This window comes from Saccharicrinis sp. GN24d3 (assembly GCF_052400645.1).
Lineage (GTDB): Bacteria > Bacteroidota > Bacteroidia > Bacteroidales > Marinilabiliaceae > Saccharicrinis.
Map to the genome: position 1 here is coordinate 72,464 of NZ_JBQTGI010000004.1, position 16,294 is coordinate 88,757.

Consider the following 16,294-nt stretch of genomic DNA (forward strand, 5'->3'; position numbering starts at 1 on the left):
AATAGTCATTGTTTCCACTATCCGAGACAGCACCTTAAAAAGATCTGACTAACAACCGGAACCACTGAGCTTACTCCCCTTCTTCCCCTATTGCGGTATGGTTTTTTACTTTACGTGAACGAAAACCTCGGATATACTGCCAATCATATGTTCTGTACTCATGAGTAAGCCCCCAACGTAGTACCTCTGTTGGATCTTTTTCATTATCAGCCGCCCTATTTAAACCAATGGCATGCGGGGCACCTTTTATCGACGATTGAATTTCGAAATTAACACCATCAGGCGACCATTGAATTGTATTTCTTTCTGGCCCATCAGTTGTAATCAATGAAGCAATACCTCCATTATATGGCCACACACAAATCTCATGTCCACTATTACTAATGGGGTTGTACGGTGATTTTACATATGGTCCTTTAGGATTATCAGCAATAGCCACTCCGTGACGTATCTGACGTCCGCCAAAAGTAACTTCCTCACCCATTTGCTCCCCTTTATAATACAAATAAAATTTCCCTTTGTAGGGAATAATGCATGGGTCGTGTACTTTATGACTATCAAAATCACCTTTCTTCTTTACCTTAAATCTGTTTTGCACTTCGCCTTCCCAAATACCATTATCAGCTGGGCTTAATATGGGGTCCTTTGATTTTGTCCATGGTCCATCTGGCGAATCAGCCCAAGCCAAACCCACCTGATTTTTAACCCGCACATTATATGGTGATTTGACTGTTTGGTAACACAAGTAATACTTACCATCCCATTTCATAATTTCTACCGTAAACACGGATCGGTCGTCATATTCTCCCTTTTCACCTCTCAATACGGCAGGCCCCTCTTCTTTCCAGGTTACTCCATCCTCTGAGGTGGCATACCAAATATCACATCTATCCCAGGGAAAAACCTTATCTTTTTCAATATCACCGGCAAAGCCATCTGTTTTTCCCGTGCTTCGGGTATACCAAACATAGTATTTCCCGTTTTCCTTAATTAAGGCACTAGGATCTCTCCGAACCACGCCTTCTTCATAAGCAAAATCTCCCTTCAAGTCAAACACCTCAAACTCAATATACCAATCGTTACCTAATTCAGGCCATTGAAGTGCTCTTTTAGAAGCAGCACTTAAGTATTCACGATTGGTGATACCCAACTTGTCCATTTGCATATCCGTAACTTCAACTTTTTCCGAAGAACAACAGCTTTCATTGTTGTTTTCCTTATTTTGACATGATACCGCAAAAACCAACGTTATTGCCATCCACATAGTAGATTTAATCCTTCTCATCATATACTTTTTTTGATTTACATTCGCAATAATTCAAAAACAAATATAGATGAACACCTGCAGCTTATAGAGCTGCATATTTACCCTAAATACGGGGTATATGAAAACGCAAGGTGTATTTGATAATTAAAGGGGTGGCATATGAGAACTCCATGAATTTAGACAAGCTTATGATGGGTATTTGCTTTCCTCATGTAAAAATTTAAACTGTCGTTTTTTTAATTCAATGTATAATTATTTAATCACTGGTGTCCTGTTAAAATTGAATAGATTCGTCTGGTCATTTGGAATGATTTGCATTTGATTGCTTACGTTTATTGGGGGAAATGTTATTATTTCTGTATTATTCCATATTTGTCTATTCATTATCACTCCAATAGTCCATAACAAAAACATCATCCAATAGTGGCATTATCTTTTTACCTGCCGCTAAATGTGCTTTATGGAATACATAAATTTCTCGGGCATGTACATCGTTAAAAGTAATAGTAAAGCAATAATCAAAACCTTTACTAAGCCCTTCTGTACTATTGTTTAATCCCCATTCCAATTTGCTTATCTCGGGTATTTCATTTTTTAGGTTTCCGAACATGGCTAAAGCTTCATTAACCTTTTCCTGGTTAGCATCCTTTTTGAATCTAAAACTAACCACATGCCTTAATACTTTACCGGAAGCACTGAGGTCTTTTAAACCAACCTTATAAGCTGCAATCTTTCTTAAGCCCCATTGAATAGAACCTGCAACGAGGAAATTGTCATCTTCAATTGTAAGCGACCTTAACCCATAATAGACGGGGAAGCCGGTTTGCAGGTAATTAATAGGACTTAATATGCCTTGCTCATTCAACTTACACAACTGAATACTTGCATCATCTCGTGTGCCTACTGCCAAAATAGCTTCATTGTTGTTTACCGAGACCATTTCAATTCTTGTTTGCCCTTGTAGCTTTGTATTCTCGTCGTCCTTTAAGACCGAATGAGGAACGAGCTCTCCCTTTTTATTCACCTTAAAAACACTGAGCGCGTCGCCATGATATACGAAATCTGTCTTTTTTATAAAACCCTTTCTTGTATAGTATTTATGGTGCCTATGCCCTACAATAACATAGTAATTGCTTCCTATCTTAGCTCCGTTAACAGGATAAGTTCCAGTTAAATATTTGTCGGTAGTATTATCGCTTATATTGTTAATGTTTTTAAATTTTCCATTGTCGTAAACTCTAAAGCTACTTACACCGTTGTCCTGAAATCCTCCTGTATACAAAAAGGTTTTTCCATCTATTTTATGAACAAACATGCCTATTATGCCATCGGTATGTATTCTGTCATCATCCTTCATCGATTGAACATGGGTGAGTTTTCCGTCCTCATGAATCAAAAAACAACTTAAGCCCGGTGTTTCTTCTAAACCTCCCGCAAAAAGATAAGAGGCATTTTTCATATGAATTACCTGCAATGTAATACCAATGCCAATATGAATATCCTCGTTGTCGTGTATCATAAACACCTGTTCCAAAGCTCCATCATCTAATATTTTAAATACTTCGATGGCATCTCCAAACTTATTGGCCAGAAATAGAAAGTCAGTTCCCTTGATGTTATCGGCAACCATTCCTCTTGCCGGCCCTTTCTTTTTATACAGTTCTTGTTTTTCTACATGCGTTAATTTCCCTTGTGCATTAAGGCTAAAAACATCTACATCTCCTTCACCTCCAGCATATACATAATACTTGCCATTTTTTTCATAGCTTGTAATAGAAACAGTATTATTACCTGAAACATTCTTAAAATCTGTTCGGTAGAGCGTTAGATTATCACAAACCTGAGAATATCCAATTTGAAACCATAATAAGACGATTAATAGAATTAAATTCTTCATGCTATTCATAATTTGTCGTATTTTTTCTAGTCTTTACAATAACATCTAAACAGTTTATTTGTTAATAACAAAGCTAATTATTTTACCCTAACTAAGGCAAAAACACATCACTGATTCGCTACAAACTACAACATTCACTTTTTCACTTATTTTCATGCAATTTTTCAAGTTTCATTATGACGTCAGCTTCCGAAATCAATAGCTTTTTAAGCTCATAGGGTGATTACACCACAACATTAAAGTGCACAAATAGTAGCCGAATTAGAAAGGGACTAATCATCAAAGTGCCAATAGCCGAGGCCATTGTATGAACTGCTAACTTAATGAGTATCGGAGGCGAAGCAAAAGCTTCGGCGGTGTTTTTTCGGAGAACATCCTTTCAATAACCTACTAGTCGCCTTATTTGCTATACATATTATTGTTAGCAAATTTTGTTAGTTATGTTTATTTTTCTCCAACAAGAAAAGCTCCTTCAGGACGAACATATTCCGATGGAGCGGCATTGGCTTCAAGTTGTTGATTAACGTATTTCAAAACAGTTTCCTCATCTTCCATTGTAGTACCGTCCGTATCTGTAGTTGTTGAAAAAGTAACGGCTCCACCTGCATCTGTAATGTTTTTTACAAATCGATAAGCTTGTTCTCCCTCAAACATTAAATCAGATTTTTCACTAGACCATGTTGACCTTATAGGTAAGAATAAATGTTTTGTTGCTTGTTTAGAACCATCATATGACGTTACAGGTGATGATTGAATGTCAGGCACTGTAAATTCTTCGTAAGCCCAGGAGTTAGGAGGTGCTCCTTGTCCTAAAGGTGTAATATGTCCAGCTGTGAAGTCTGACCAAGGATCCCTAGCTGTTAGTTTTATTATTTTATAATCAATATCCTTTGCATCATCAACACCATCACTATCCACCTTTAATTGAACACCGTTTTCATCTGTAAAATAATCCTTTTCATAATTTGTCGATATCATGATATCCGGATCAACATTACGTATCATTTGCACAAACTCTTCTCTTTCAGTATCGTCACCGGGATAGCTTGAAAAAGCATCAATCCAATAACCATCTACTCCCATTTTAGCGAAACGTTTTATGTAACCTTCACATAAATTCATCCAGGCTTTATGTTCGTTACCAGCAAAGTAATTATCTACATATTTATTCCATGCGGCAGCTCCATCTGCTGTTGCTCTTTCTGCAGGGCTCATTCCGTTTAAATACAAAATCACTATTTTATTTGCATTTTTAAACTCATTAATGACATCAATAATAACGTGTTCATTTGCTAAGCTCGGTACAAATTCTTCATCTATAACAGAGCCTGAAGCTCCCATTACAACATCTACATTTTCATTTGTTCTTAAGGTCCATAAATGTGCTTTTGCATTATTCGTCGCATTGGTTACAATATGTCCCATAGTTGGATAACTGATTATTATTTCTTTAGCTCCCGCCACATAATCATAACCTCTACCACCATCGGAATCGGGCTTAACGTAATCATCTAACGTTTCACCTCCTCTTACATACAACCGAGCTCCCCAAGACCCTTGAAGGGCCGTTGAAGTGGTATTGTCTTCAATATCAATTTCTGCAGAACATGACGTTAAGAATAGGATTGCCATTAAAAATCCGTATACTCTTTTTATATTCATCATTTGTATTTGAATTGAATGAACTTTTAATATGTGCAAATGGCCACTTGTACGCGTAGTGTCGGATTCATAAATCATTCCATCTTGATCGTATCAAATATAAATATTCTAAATCATTTCACAAATAATTCCCTGATTAACAGTCTGCCCTTAAATAAAGCCTAACGCCCTATGCATGTTTTCGGAAGTAATTTACGAAGAACTGTCCTCGAGATTATCACGGGGCCAAATAGGCGATTTACAAGTTACTTTTTTATCACTTTAACCCGGATTATGTATTAGAACTTCGTCGTGAACATTGAAAGTGCAATAAAACAAGGCTTTACTGAAACCAGGCATAACATCGTTATGGTGAGTTGAAGTGAAGCAGCGGAGTGTCTTGTTTTGAAACCATTTCAATGTGTAATAGATTTTCTAATGCATATTGCGGGTTTAACTTGAAAATTTGTCGCTATTTACTTAAAACTTCCAATTCAGGTTCAAAACCTGCATGAAATATACCGTAAGCTTCCCTGAGAACGCCCCAAAGGAAGTCCTATTCATACCATAAAATCTAACCGTACGGGTGAAAGTAACGCTTGGAGAACATGTTCATGCTTATCAGGCTGCGCTGTATTTGGTTGTTCAGGCGAGAGGCAAAGACAATACTATGGTGAAGGATACGATATTGCAGAAAAAGACGCAATTGTTACACCTAAAGGTAGTAAACATTACGTTAGCGACACTGGTAGAGAACCTGTGATATTACAAGCTACACTATTAGAAAACAAGTTAAGAATGACATCTTAGAACAGCGGAAAGCTTTTGTGTTGCTGTTCTAAGATTTTCTAATTCGTGAATTTTAGAAATTAAGCATGAGACCTTCCAATACTATAAAATCAAAAAAAAATTGTTTCACTTCCATTTTTTGGCTACAGTTTTATTTTTCCCAATCCATATTCCTGAGACGGATATAGAGTACCGTTTTTTAGTGTAAATAAATCATGAAATGGATCATTTAATAGGTCGAGATGACCATCAAGATCCGCAAACTCGATATTTGGTCTGCTCAATGCAAAATGCAGGCCTGCCGAAATCCCAAGAGCACATTCATCAAGGCATCCCACCATTACTTCCATTCCTGCTGCTTTTGCTACAGAGTTAATATGCTGGGCTTCAATTATACCTCCAACTTTCATCAATTTAATATTCACCATATCAATTAAATTATTGCTTGCCAGCCTAAAAGCGTCTTTTATTGATTTTATGCTCTCATCTGCCATAACCGGAATATGAATACTATTGGAAATTATTCCCATACTCGATTCTTTGGTTTGGCAAGTAGGCTGTTCCAGGATTTCAAGTCTAGCAGATTTAGTTTGTTCTACAAATCTTAACGATTCATCTATGGAATATCCTTGATTGGCATCAAATCTTAAAACAATGTCCTTTCCAAGTTCTTCTCTTAATTTAATAATCTTCTCGACATCTTCGTTTAAGTTCAGTCCTCCTTTTAATTTTATTACAGAAAACCCTCGGCTTACAAATTCCCGTGCCTGTTTTAATGTTTCATCAGTAGGTAAAATTCCTATCGTAATACTTGTTTGAATTGATTTTCTATAACCACCTAATAATTGGTACAAAGGCAATTGGGCTTTACGCGCCAATAGATCGTGTAAGGCCATATCTAACATTGCAATGGCTGATGATGCTTGTTTTAATCGTTGTTTTACGTCATGAATGAATTTTACTATTTGAAATGGTGATTGATTTTTAAGTATGGGAATAATATCATTTTTAATATTATGTATGACATCTTCTTTGGTTTCACCAGTAACTTCAAGGTCTGGAGCAGCGCAACCCCAACCCGTCAGACCAGAAGTTGTAGTAATTTTAAGGACAATGTTTACCGTTCTGTCAACAGTTTCGTAGGCAATGGTATACGGAACTGCCAATGGCATCTCGAGTTCAAAAAACTCAATATTCTTGATTTTCATTAATACCTGTTTTGATGAAGTTCGTTCATAGGTGTATTTTTAATGGTTTCTACAAATTCGGTCATTTTAGCTATCATGATCTTCCACATCTTCTCTCCTTTTTCAACAGTTGCCAAAGATGCATTACCCATTACACCTGATTTTGAAAGTAATTTTGTACGTGCATACCAGCTCACACCTCTAGCTGAAGTAAAATCCAAATATTCATTTTTAAGATCCAGGGTTTCATCTACAGCCTTTGTCATGTCTACCAGTTCCGGTCGAATGGCCAGGGTGGTACTTGTCTCGATTTCTCCCGCATGTATATCGTTATGGGTTTTTATTAAATCATATAAATCTACATCACTTGTTTCCCCCGTTTCTACACAAACAAATATTTCCGCATCTCTATTGATCATTTGGGCTGCAAATTCAAGTGTTGGTTTATTATCGCCATGACCATTTAACAAGACTATTTTCTTAATTCCGTTATGCGCCAAACTCATGCCGATATCATAAATTATTGCTGACAATGCGTTATTGGTCACCGAAATTGTCCCTTTAAATTCACTATGATGATACGATACTCCAAAAGGAATTGCCGGGAGTACAAAAGGTTTTGGTTCTTCGCAATTCTCTGCAACTTTTTTAGCCATATAATGGGCATCAAAAAAATCTACATCCAACGGTAAATGAGGTCCATGTTGCTCTATGGCTCCACAAGGTAAAATTGCTGTATCAACAATTTTTAGTCTTTCCTTAATTTCCGGCCAGGTCAATGTTTCCCACATATAATCTGGATATTGTTCTTTATTTCTCATCTATTATGTAGTTATATTCATTCATAAAATCATTGTTGATTTTTAAATCAACCCAATGTTTATTTTTTCTCAACACCGCACCATCTGCATATTGAATTAAGATATCGAACAGTGGTTTTCTTATATATTTCGGAAGGTCAATTAGGTTGCTCCGCTCTTTGTCGAACCTGAGTTTGGTTATTTCCGGAAATTCTTTCGCCGTTTTTTTAGTGAATTCATTTTTGCCGATAAGATTTTGTGACAACAGCAAATGGTATAAATGTGACGCATCACTGCCAATTTGCTTAACCGATTGGGTTTCCAAGGCTTTTAATCCATTTTTAATTTGGGTCTGGTTGTAACCGCAATTCTCGGGATTTTCGTTTAATGATTTTAAAATACCAATTATTCTTCTGCATTTTTCACATTTACCACAAGGATACATTCTGCCATCAACCTCATGGGCAGCGTGACAGGATACCTGGTTTTTTTGCAATTCCGGGTAGCGTTTAATAAGAATTTTCATGATAAGCCATTCCGATAAGCTCCTTAAAATGGAAAACTGATTGATTTGCCAACCTTTGTTTCTGTAATAGCGGGTTAAGGCATTATCAAAATATTTGCTTTGGTCGTACAAACCGTTATAATGACTTATTCCGTTGGTAGTTCCTTTAACCGTTGTATCGTACTCATCACCAATTAAAATATTTCCCATTTTATTTGCTCGCACAATTGGCAAGGTTCCAAACAGAAATACGGAAACTGTCCAAAGTCGTATTGGATATATATCTGCCCTAATTGAGGCATAATTCTCCTTAATAAAAGGGAATTGTTTGATCATCCAATTAAAAACCCGATCGCTATTACACCAAGGTTTTCTGGTATTTGGTTCAATTTCCTTAAAATATCTATGTGCATTGACTGCGGTGAACCAATGCCGACCCGATTCGTTGATATAAACTGGATATGGATTGCCTATTTCCTTGACAATTCCATATGTTAACAAACTGTCCTTCCCTCCACTACTTAGGATTGCGTAACTGTTGCAATCGGTTTCTTCCTGCACTTTTTCAAGCTTTAATTCTGAAAATCTAGTATTGTTAAAAACAATTTTAGATTGGGTATAAACAGATTGTTTTTGTACTTCTAAAGTATTAAAAGGCGGTTTGAGAAATTCGTTTTTGATTAATAGTTTATTCGTTAGAATTTCCTTTGAAGTATTTTCCATCATATCCAGAATAAACCTTTGGTCTGCCTTATCAAAAAGTCCATCGAACTCAATTATTTCAAAGAACAAGCCATAGTTCAAAGCCACTTGTGCTAACATATTTGAAGCCAAATTAACGTCTTTGGCCAATTTTGGATTGAAATATGGCTTATCGTAAGAATAAATCAATTCGATTGATTGGGTTTCACCAGAAAAATTTTCGACGCAATATTCTGCCTTTACTTTTTTGGGCTCGATTTTTATATTGCGAACAGATAATTTTTTATGGACAAGAAACGATTCGATAGTGATCATTTTAAATAAGATTTAAGTAAATCTACAAGTTCTTCAGCACCAAACTTAAGTACATCAAAGGCTGGAAGTCCAATCTCTTTCGATATTTTTTGACAAGCAGGTAAAATCTCCTCTTTTCCCATCCATTCGTGATTCACGGTAATGGCAATTACCTTTTTACTGGAAATAGTTTCTATAGCATTAATCTGTTCTTTCAGCGAATGTAATTTATAACCTGGGAAACCATCATATTCCAATCGTTTGGGAGCATGTTGTAATATCACGAAATCCGGTCTTCCAGCAGCTAATATTTCGAATCCTCCCGGATACGCAGGGTTCATAAGGCTTCCTTGTCCTTCTATGACGATAAGGTCCGGTGATTCGTTTTTCCATGCTTCGTATGTGGCATGCTCAATTTCGCCCGAAACAAAATCATTAATACAACTGTCCATTATCATTGAATACTTGGCCCCTTGCATCCAGGCAGTTTGACCTGTACCCACCATTTCTGCCTTTAATCCTGCATTTCTAAAGGCATGCACAATGATCCATGCTGTTGTTCTTTTGCCAATGGCGGAATCTGTTCCTAAAATGGCTATTTTCAAACAATCTACCTCTTCGATTTTTCCTGTAAAAAAATGCAGTTCGTCTCGATCTGGTGTTTTCCTGACATCTCTAACCCTGCAATTATTTTTTTTAGCAAGAGCCATCAGTTCTTCATCCTTGTAAAGAAAATCATGCAACCCACTATCCACATTCATCCCTTTTTCCAACGCTTTTTTTAGGGTTGATTTAGCTTCTTTGGGCAATCGCCCTCCATCTGGTGCTAAGCCAATCACAAGCGATTTTGGCTTGTTGTTTTCTCCCAATTTATCGAGCGCCTCATCAAAATCCTTGAAAATAGGAATGTCATACATTGTATTATCGAGCACCATTCCTGCATCTTTGCCTGCATAAGTATGGTCTATTACACCGACAATATCGTATCTTTCGGTGAATCTGACCAAACCATGTGCGGTTTTTCCATTTGGTGTATTAAAAGCACCATCAGCATAGACTAAAGCCTCGCCATCAATTGTTTTTTTCATGTTTAATATCGTCCTGTTAGTATGGCAACATATCTATCGTTGATCAATTCGTTTTTTTCGTGAATATTTAAAAGTGCTATTAACCCAGCCGTTGAAGCTGGTAAAATTCTGTAGCCCTCTTTTTTATGCAAAAACCTACTCATGTTTAGCATTTTATTATCACTTATATGATGTGCATCTCCATTGGATTGCCTTAGTGCATATAAAGCTTCATCACCATCAAAACTATGCCAGTTAATCAATGGTTCATTTATCGTAGTTTCTTTAATTTGTTTAGGATCTATATCCTTACAATAATCCAATCCTGCTTTAAAAGAAGATATAATTGGGTTTTTATATGATGAAGAACCTGCGACAAACTTCGGAATCCTTGATGTTTTCCCTCTTTTATAGAGTGTTACAAAGCCACGATACACACCAGCTAAAAAAGTGCCGTTGGAAACTGGAGCAGCAATATATTTAGGTGCATCTCTAAGTTGATCATAAATCTCATTGGCAATTTCTGAATAGGCCATGATTTGCAATGAAGTATTTATTCCTCCCGGGTTTGCATCATACCATTCGTTTTTTGCGGCAATTTCACTAGATCTAGTCACAGTATCTTCATAGGTACCTGGAAGCCTAATTATTTCTGCATTAAAATTTTGCATTTCTTTTACTCTCTCAGTATGATAGGTCTCGGGGATGAATACCTTGCAATGAATACCGGCAAGGTAGGCAGCGAATGCTACAGCTACGCCATAGTTGCCACATGTAGCAAGCGATATAGTATTGTAATTTCTCCTAAAAGCATCGTGAACCTGCGCAAAAGCAATACGGTCTTTCTGCGTCCCTGTTGGATTTCCCCCTTCATATTTGATATAAAGTTGTCTTATGTTTAACTCCCTTTCAAGATTCCTGGCCCTGCTCAATGAAGTATCACCAATCTCAAGTGAAATGATATCTTCGAAAGATTCTATTCTATCCACCAGCGACAGAGAAGTATCCTTTAACATTTCGCTTAGGTTATTAACTTCTTGTGTGATTTTAATCTCCGATGTTTTTACGCCATCAAGTACATTCATTTAGTTAATTTTAAATTGTAGCTAACGAGAGTCTGTGAAAAAACTCATTATTGATGATTAAATATAACCATATTGATGTTCAAAACTTCCATTAAGGAGTTTTTTCAACATTTTTTTTTGAAGAAGCTATTTGGGCAATTATATTTCGTGCTTAAAAAGTTTTAAAATGGCCTCGATTCGCTAAAAATAATAGTTGCTATGCTTTTTTAACATAGCAATGAGTTCTTCTACACCAAGTATTGAAATGCATATGGTGACTAATGTGCCTTTTGCAAGCGTAGTGGGGGATCCAGCGCAACTACCTTCCGAATTCGCACAATGTTTATTAAAGGTAGTAAATTTCAGTTTAGCACAAAAGCCAGTAATGCATAGAACCGCTACCAACAATTGTTTTTTTCTTTTTTTTCTTCAATCAGGTATTGCTCATCCTTTTGGATAACTGGATTAAAGCTAACTCTGCTAGTTCCATCAATGTTCTATGAAAATCGTAATGTGGAACTGAAGTCAAGCACTTCCTATTTGTCAGATAGGGAAATATCAATTACGTCGCTATGCAGGTTTCCAAGGCTGTCATTATATATCTTATATCGGGCATAAGCCCCTTCTTCAACCTTATACGAACCTGGTATAGGTCGAATTGAACCACCCTCTTTGCTAATATTAATATTCTCGTCTTTTTGTTTTGGGCTACAGTTTCTAAGGGATTTAATATTTGGACTATCATATAGAAACCAATAATTCAGAACAACTGCGGAGTTGTTAACCTTTAAAAATGACTTGATATTTCGTATAACTAGACTGTCTTTTGCAGCTTATCTTTTGCTCGACGTCAATTAATATTCTTAACCTCAAGTTCAATTGAATTCCCTTGATTATCCTTTAAAGTTACCTTCGGTTTGCTAGAGCTTATAAAACTTGTACCCAAAAATAACATTAGTCCTAATTTCATTTTACTTTTCATTGGGTGGCCAGAGTAGAGCCTGAAAGTTTACTCACTTCGATACACATAAAAGTAACAATTATACGTAGACTATCAGCACTCCCAGCATCAAACCATACGTGAAGTTTTCCTTCATATGCTTACGCTGAAGCTTCAGCATAGTCGCTACGGCTTGCCGATAGAGTTCTTCATTTGCATTTTAGGTGAATCTACCCGACATATGTACTGTTCATTAGCTATTTGAACCACACGTGACTTCTCTAGTTTGCTTGCCATACTTCGTCAAGCTTATATCAGCCCGTTTAACCCACAACGTTATCTCGATGAAGCGTGCGGGATTTCAGAGCTATTTCCTATCAAACCGTTGTAATGTTTAACAAATGCAATATACTTAAAATTAGTACTATCCGCCATATGATTTATACAGCGCAAGCAACTAGGCTTCCTCTGCTCATCCCATAATATCAGTTCATTACGCATCAAATCTATCTGCACTAACCTTGATTCGGAGCACAGAAATTATTTTGTTTTCGAAGGGCGGGCAATCCTAAAACTGTCCTGCAAGGCGGTTGCTCGGGCTGCTTTGTAAGCTCTTTGGTAAGTTTCGGTCTGAGGGTGGAACGTGCGACTTACCAATGTACTTACAAACAGGGTCCGAAATTAATTCATTGTTGCACTCTCAATATACTCTTTCGGGCTAACTCCTGTTTTTTTCTTGAAAAGACGGGAAAAGTATTGCGGATATTCAAAACCCAGTTTATAAGCTGTCTCAGAGATTGAAGCATTCGGGGCAAGCAATAAATTTTTAGCTTCTTCCACCAAATACAAATTAATCTGGTCTACCGCTGTTTTTCCTGTTTCGGTTTTAATGGTATCTCGCATATATCTATGACTAACACCAAGCTTACTTGCAAGCCATTCAACAGTCGGAATTCCGTTTTCTTCCAATTGGTTTGATTCAAAATACTCATCCAGTATTTCCGTAAAACGCGTAAAGAGAGCCTTGTTAATCTCTTTTCGGTTCAGGAACTGTCGCTTGTAAAAACGATCGGCATATTTTAACAATGCGTCTAAATGGGTCAGAATGATTTCTTTACTAAATTCATCCTGATTATTCTGATACTCTACTTCTATATTTCGAAAAATAGATTTTATGGTTTGCTCTTCCTTTGGTGAAAGGTGCAATGCCTCATTGACGTTGTAATTGAAAAAATTGTAGCTCTTGATTCGTTTTTGAATATCCAATCCTCGAATAAAGTCTTCATGAAAAGCTATAAACCAGGATTCTGAACTAATCACTATATCTTTTATTACATAAGTCTGATTGGGCGCGGAAAACAACAAGGTGCCTGTACCACAATCGTATTTTGTACGCCCATAAAGTATCTCTCCTGAAACTATATTTTTAAGACTGATGAGATAAAACTGATTCGTATAGCTAGCTTCTTCGTTTGAAGCAACACAATTTTCAATTTCATCGGCACTTAACTTCTTTTGTCCAATACTAAATAGAGGGTTCTCTGGTTCAGGTAAATTAAAAGCATGGTTGAAATCTGAAATATTTTTAATTGTTATATGATTCATTATTCTAAATTTAATATGGAATTATAAAGCCATTTTTAATTCCCGTTATGCTTCTATAATAATAGCAAAACTACTGAAAAAAGGCTAGCTATTAGCCTTAACAATCTCACTTAACTTAACATGGCTGTTACGAAATCTGTTTCCGTTAACTTCGCCTTTTATATGAATGGCATTTGAAGGACAATGATGCACACAGGCAAAACACATAAAACACTTGTCGCTTAATGCTATTTTTCCCGTTTCATAGTCCATTCTAATATTATCTACCGGGCATACACGCGCACAAGTTCCACATTGCGTACAAGAATCTTCTACATAAATATAATTGTCAATACCTTCACCATACACATGAACCTTTAATCTTTTTGTGTTGAATGGCTTGCTGCCTCTTTTAGCCATATAGTTGAACATCGATCTGTCTACGAACGATTCTTTCAAAATCCACTTTTTAGAGGCTTCAATATCTGATTGAACCAATGCCAAATGTTTTTCAATCTCTTTCTTTGGTTCTTTTGAAATCTGTTTCTTCATATCAAAAGTTGGTATATAATTATCTACCATCTTTATTTTATTGATATAATCGAAAGAGAACCCAGCCTCATTACCTATGTCTGTTAAATGTTTAGCAACAGCACCAGAATAAATACCATAAGTTGTTATGGCAAAAAGATAGTTGCAATTAAAGGTCACTTTTTTCAGAAAATCCACCACATAAGAAGGTACACCCCATGCATGGAGCGGAAATACAATTCCAATTTTTTCGTCTGTAAAATCGTAGATTCCCTGTTTATCCATTTGGGGAATTGAAAGCAGTTCTCCTCCAAGCGATTTTGCAATATGCAGACTATTACCTGTTGCTGTAAAATAAAGAATCTTCATCTGTTTAATTTTTTTGTCTTTCTTGAAATTATTACAATACAAAGTAAGTGCCTACTAACCTCCAATCACTTAAACATTTTGGTAAATGACGTATACTTTATTACAGTAAGCCTTAAAACTTCATTCTTGTTTTTCAGCTGACATCAATTGTTTGTTGTAATAGTCAATTCTGGCATGGGCAGTACCGTCAATTAACAAAATAACTATTAGCATGGCCATAGTTGTAATCATACTAGCCCGCCAACCTGGTGCGTTAACAAACATTATAACCAGGGCACAGGCAGCAATAATTAATGGGATTGCTGTAAAAACAATGTTTTTATATTCTTTTAAAGTACTTTCGGCGCGTGTAAGTTCTGATTGCACAAAAGCTGATGCATCCTGATTATAGGCTTTTTCAAATTGCGTAACTCTTGATTTGTTGGTGAAGAATAAACCAAATCCTATGGTTAAAAGTAAAGCACCAGCTACTGCGACAGGTATGATGTATGCTCGTGCTAAATCTGTTTTTCCCAGTTGCCAAAAGCCTATGCTTGCTGCTACAAATAAAACGCCCGCTATAATGAAAAAAGTGGTTGAAAACATTTCGGCTTTTGCCCAATCCTGTGCTGTTTTTAAGATATCCATAATTCTAACTATTTAAAGATTCCACTTCACACCTGTTTCCTTTTCTGATAATTCCCACAACTTTTCAGCTATGGTTTTATCTAAGGCATGTGGCTCAAGTTTATGTGCTCCAACCGGACCAACCCAGTTGCTTCGTCCTGTAGGTCCATAAAAACCCTTCTGATCTAAATTCTCTTCGGTTGCACACATTAATTCAGGATAGGCACCTTTTTCAGCTGATTGTGTCAATGGTGATAATTTCATCAGGCCAAAGGTAATTCTCAACATTAAACTACCACTTGTTTTAATAAGGGATGTTCTGGAAGAGCCGGGATGACATGCATAAGCTTTGACAGCCGTTTTACCAGCTTTTTCTAATCTATCTTGTAATTCGTAAATACACATGATCTGTGCCAGTTTGCTTTGGCTATAGGCATTATTACCTGTGTAATCTTTATCCCAGTTCATATCGTCAAATTTGATGGTTTTAATGCCCATATCATAGCCCATACTGCCTACCGTTACGATACGTCCTTTAGATTTTTCAATCAGCGGAAACAGTAGGCCTTGCAATAGAAAATTGCCGTAGTGGTTTGTACCTAGCTGACTCTCAAAACCATCTTCTGTTATCACCTGCTTAGGCACTTGCGCTATAGCAGCATTAAGCATTAAAGCATCAATACGAGATACCGTCTTAAGCACTTCTACTGCAGCTTTCCTTACTGAAGCAAGTTTTCCTAAATCCACAGTGATATATGATACGTCGATATGATTACCCAACTCGTTTTTATAAGCAGCAATGGTGTCTTCTGACTTTTTAGGGTTACGATTTAACATCACTACGCTAGCACCTTTAGATAAAAGTATCTTGGCTGCCTCATACCCTGTACCACTTGTTGTGCCCGTAATAAGGAATGTTTTTCCATTTTGAGATTCCATTAATTCTGGCGTCCATCCCTGCTTTCCAAATTTGTTTTTAGTATTCATGATGTTTTTTTATTAATCGTTTTTGTTCTTCTTTTGGTGAAACTTTCACGATACAAATAAACAA

General features: G+C 36.5%; 13 protein-coding genes. 1 reads left to right on the plus strand and 12 read right to left on the minus strand.

Going from position 1 to position 16,294, the window contains the following annotated elements:
• Nucleotides 1-70: 70 nt before the first annotated feature.
• The 3 genes from ACT29I_RS06535 to ACT29I_RS06545 all read right to left on the minus strand — a co-directional run bounded on the left by ACT29I_RS06535 (nt 71) and on the right by ACT29I_RS06545 (nt 4,829).
• Nucleotides 71-1,288, minus strand: coding sequence for a glycoside hydrolase family 117 protein (locus ACT29I_RS06535; protein ID WP_444792992.1), 1,218 nt, complete (start codon nt 1,286-1,288; stop codon nt 71-73).
• 355 nt (nt 1,289-1,643) lie between these two features.
• Nucleotides 1,644-3,164, minus strand: coding sequence for a Dabb family protein (locus ACT29I_RS06540; RefSeq protein WP_444792993.1), 1,521 nt, complete (start codon nt 3,162-3,164; stop codon nt 1,644-1,646).
• Nucleotides 3,165-3,608: 444 nt separating this feature from the next.
• Entirely contained in the window at nt 3,609-4,829 is a 1,221-nt protein-coding gene (locus ACT29I_RS06545; RefSeq protein ID WP_444792994.1) for a hypothetical protein, read from the minus strand.
• A gap of 562 nt (nt 4,830-5,391) precedes the next feature.
• Here ACT29I_RS06545 and ACT29I_RS06550 point away from each other — a divergent pair.
• A complete protein-coding gene (locus ACT29I_RS06550) occupies nt 5,392-5,568 on the plus strand; it encodes a hypothetical protein (protein WP_444792995.1) in 177 nt (58 codons plus the stop codon).
• A 169-nt stretch (nt 5,569-5,737) separates the two neighbouring features.
• Here ACT29I_RS06550 and ACT29I_RS06555 read toward each other — a convergent pair whose 3' ends face one another.
• The 9 genes from ACT29I_RS06555 to ACT29I_RS06595 all read right to left on the minus strand — a co-directional run bounded on the left by ACT29I_RS06555 (nt 5,738) and on the right by ACT29I_RS06595 (nt 16,230).
• Complete coding sequence (locus ACT29I_RS06555) at nt 5,738-6,802, minus strand: mandelate racemase/muconate lactonizing enzyme family protein (protein WP_444792996.1); 1,065 nt, start codon at nt 6,800-6,802, stop codon at nt 5,738-5,740.
• A complete protein-coding gene (locus ACT29I_RS06560; protein WP_430934173.1) occupies nt 6,802-7,602 on the minus strand; it encodes a creatininase family protein in 801 nt (266 codons plus the stop codon). Before ACT29I_RS06560 ends, ACT29I_RS06555 begins: the two co-directional genes overlap by 1 nt.
• Nucleotides 7,592-9,103 (minus strand): hypothetical protein, encoded by a 1,512-nt coding sequence (locus tag ACT29I_RS06565; protein WP_444792997.1) that lies wholly within the window; start codon nt 9,101-9,103, stop codon nt 7,592-7,594. Before ACT29I_RS06565 ends, ACT29I_RS06560 begins: the two co-directional genes overlap by 11 nt.
• The gene (locus tag ACT29I_RS06570; protein WP_444792998.1) at nt 9,100-10,170 is read right to left on the minus strand and encodes a DUF1611 domain-containing protein; all 1,071 of its coding nucleotides are present in this window, start codon (nt 10,168-10,170) and stop codon (nt 9,100-9,102) included. Before ACT29I_RS06570 ends, ACT29I_RS06565 begins: the two co-directional genes overlap by 4 nt.
• 2 nt (nt 10,171-10,172) lie before the next feature.
• On the minus strand, nt 10,173-11,234 hold the full coding sequence (locus ACT29I_RS06575) for a pyridoxal-phosphate dependent enzyme (protein ID WP_430934170.1): 1,062 nt from the start codon (nt 11,232-11,234) through the stop codon (nt 10,173-10,175).
• Nucleotides 11,235-12,834: 1,600 nt separating this feature from the next.
• Nucleotides 12,835-13,758 carry a helix-turn-helix domain-containing protein gene (locus ACT29I_RS06580; RefSeq protein ID WP_444792999.1) on the minus strand — a complete coding sequence of 308 codons (924 nt, stop codon included), beginning with the start codon at nt 13,756-13,758 and terminating at the stop codon, nt 12,835-12,837.
• Between the two features lie 84 nt (nt 13,759-13,842).
• On the minus strand, nt 13,843-14,637 hold the full coding sequence (locus ACT29I_RS06585; protein ID WP_430934168.1) for an EFR1 family ferrodoxin: 795 nt from the start codon (nt 14,635-14,637) through the stop codon (nt 13,843-13,845).
• A gap of 120 nt (nt 14,638-14,757) precedes the next feature.
• Entirely contained in the window at nt 14,758-15,264 is a 507-nt protein-coding gene (locus ACT29I_RS06590) for a hypothetical protein (protein ID WP_444793000.1), read from the minus strand.
• 12 nt (nt 15,265-15,276) lie between these two features.
• Nucleotides 15,277-16,230: an SDR family oxidoreductase gene (locus ACT29I_RS06595; RefSeq protein ID WP_444793001.1), complete on the minus strand. Its 954-nt coding sequence runs from the start codon at nt 16,228-16,230 to the stop codon at nt 15,277-15,279.
• Nucleotides 16,231-16,294: the final 64 nt, after the last annotated feature.

What these genes read in the sequence shown, in the direction of transcription:
- ACT29I_RS06545 (WP_444792994.1), bottom strand. Translation starts at nt 4,829, where the DNA reads ATGATGAATATAAAAAGAGTATACGGATTTTTAATGGCAATCCTATTC.
- ACT29I_RS06535 (WP_444792992.1), bottom strand. Translation starts at nt 1,288, where the DNA reads ATGATGAGAAGGATTAAATCTACTATGTGGATGGCAATAACGTTGGTT.
- ACT29I_RS06555 (WP_444792996.1), bottom strand. Translation starts at nt 6,802, where the DNA reads ATGAAAATCAAGAATATTGAGTTTTTTGAACTCGAGATGCCATTGGCA.
- ACT29I_RS06565 (WP_444792997.1), bottom strand. Translation starts at nt 9,103, where the DNA reads ATGATCACTATCGAATCGTTTCTTGTCCATAAAAAATTATCTGTTCGC.
- ACT29I_RS06575 (WP_430934170.1), bottom strand. Translation starts at nt 11,234, where the DNA reads ATGAATGTACTTGATGGCGTAAAAACATCGGAGATTAAAATCACACAA.
- ACT29I_RS06570 (WP_444792998.1), bottom strand. Translation starts at nt 10,170, where the DNA reads ATGAAAAAAACAATTGATGGCGAGGCTTTAGTCTATGCTGATGGTGCT.
- ACT29I_RS06595 (WP_444793001.1), bottom strand. Translation starts at nt 16,230, where the DNA reads ATGAATACTAAAAACAAATTTGGAAAGCAGGGATGGACGCCAGAATTA.
- ACT29I_RS06585 (WP_430934168.1), bottom strand. Translation starts at nt 14,637, where the DNA reads ATGAAGATTCTTTATTTTACAGCAACAGGTAATAGTCTGCATATTGCA.
- ACT29I_RS06590 (WP_444793000.1), bottom strand. Translation starts at nt 15,264, where the DNA reads ATGGATATCTTAAAAACAGCACAGGATTGGGCAAAAGCCGAAATGTTT.
- ACT29I_RS06560 (WP_430934173.1), bottom strand. Translation starts at nt 7,602, where the DNA reads ATGAGAAATAAAGAACAATATCCAGATTATATGTGGGAAACATTGACC.
- ACT29I_RS06540 (WP_444792993.1), bottom strand. Translation starts at nt 3,164, where the DNA reads ATGAAGAATTTAATTCTATTAATCGTCTTATTATGGTTTCAAATTGGA.
- ACT29I_RS06580 (WP_444792999.1), bottom strand. Translation starts at nt 13,758, where the DNA reads ATGAATCATATAACAATTAAAAATATTTCAGATTTCAACCATGCTTTT.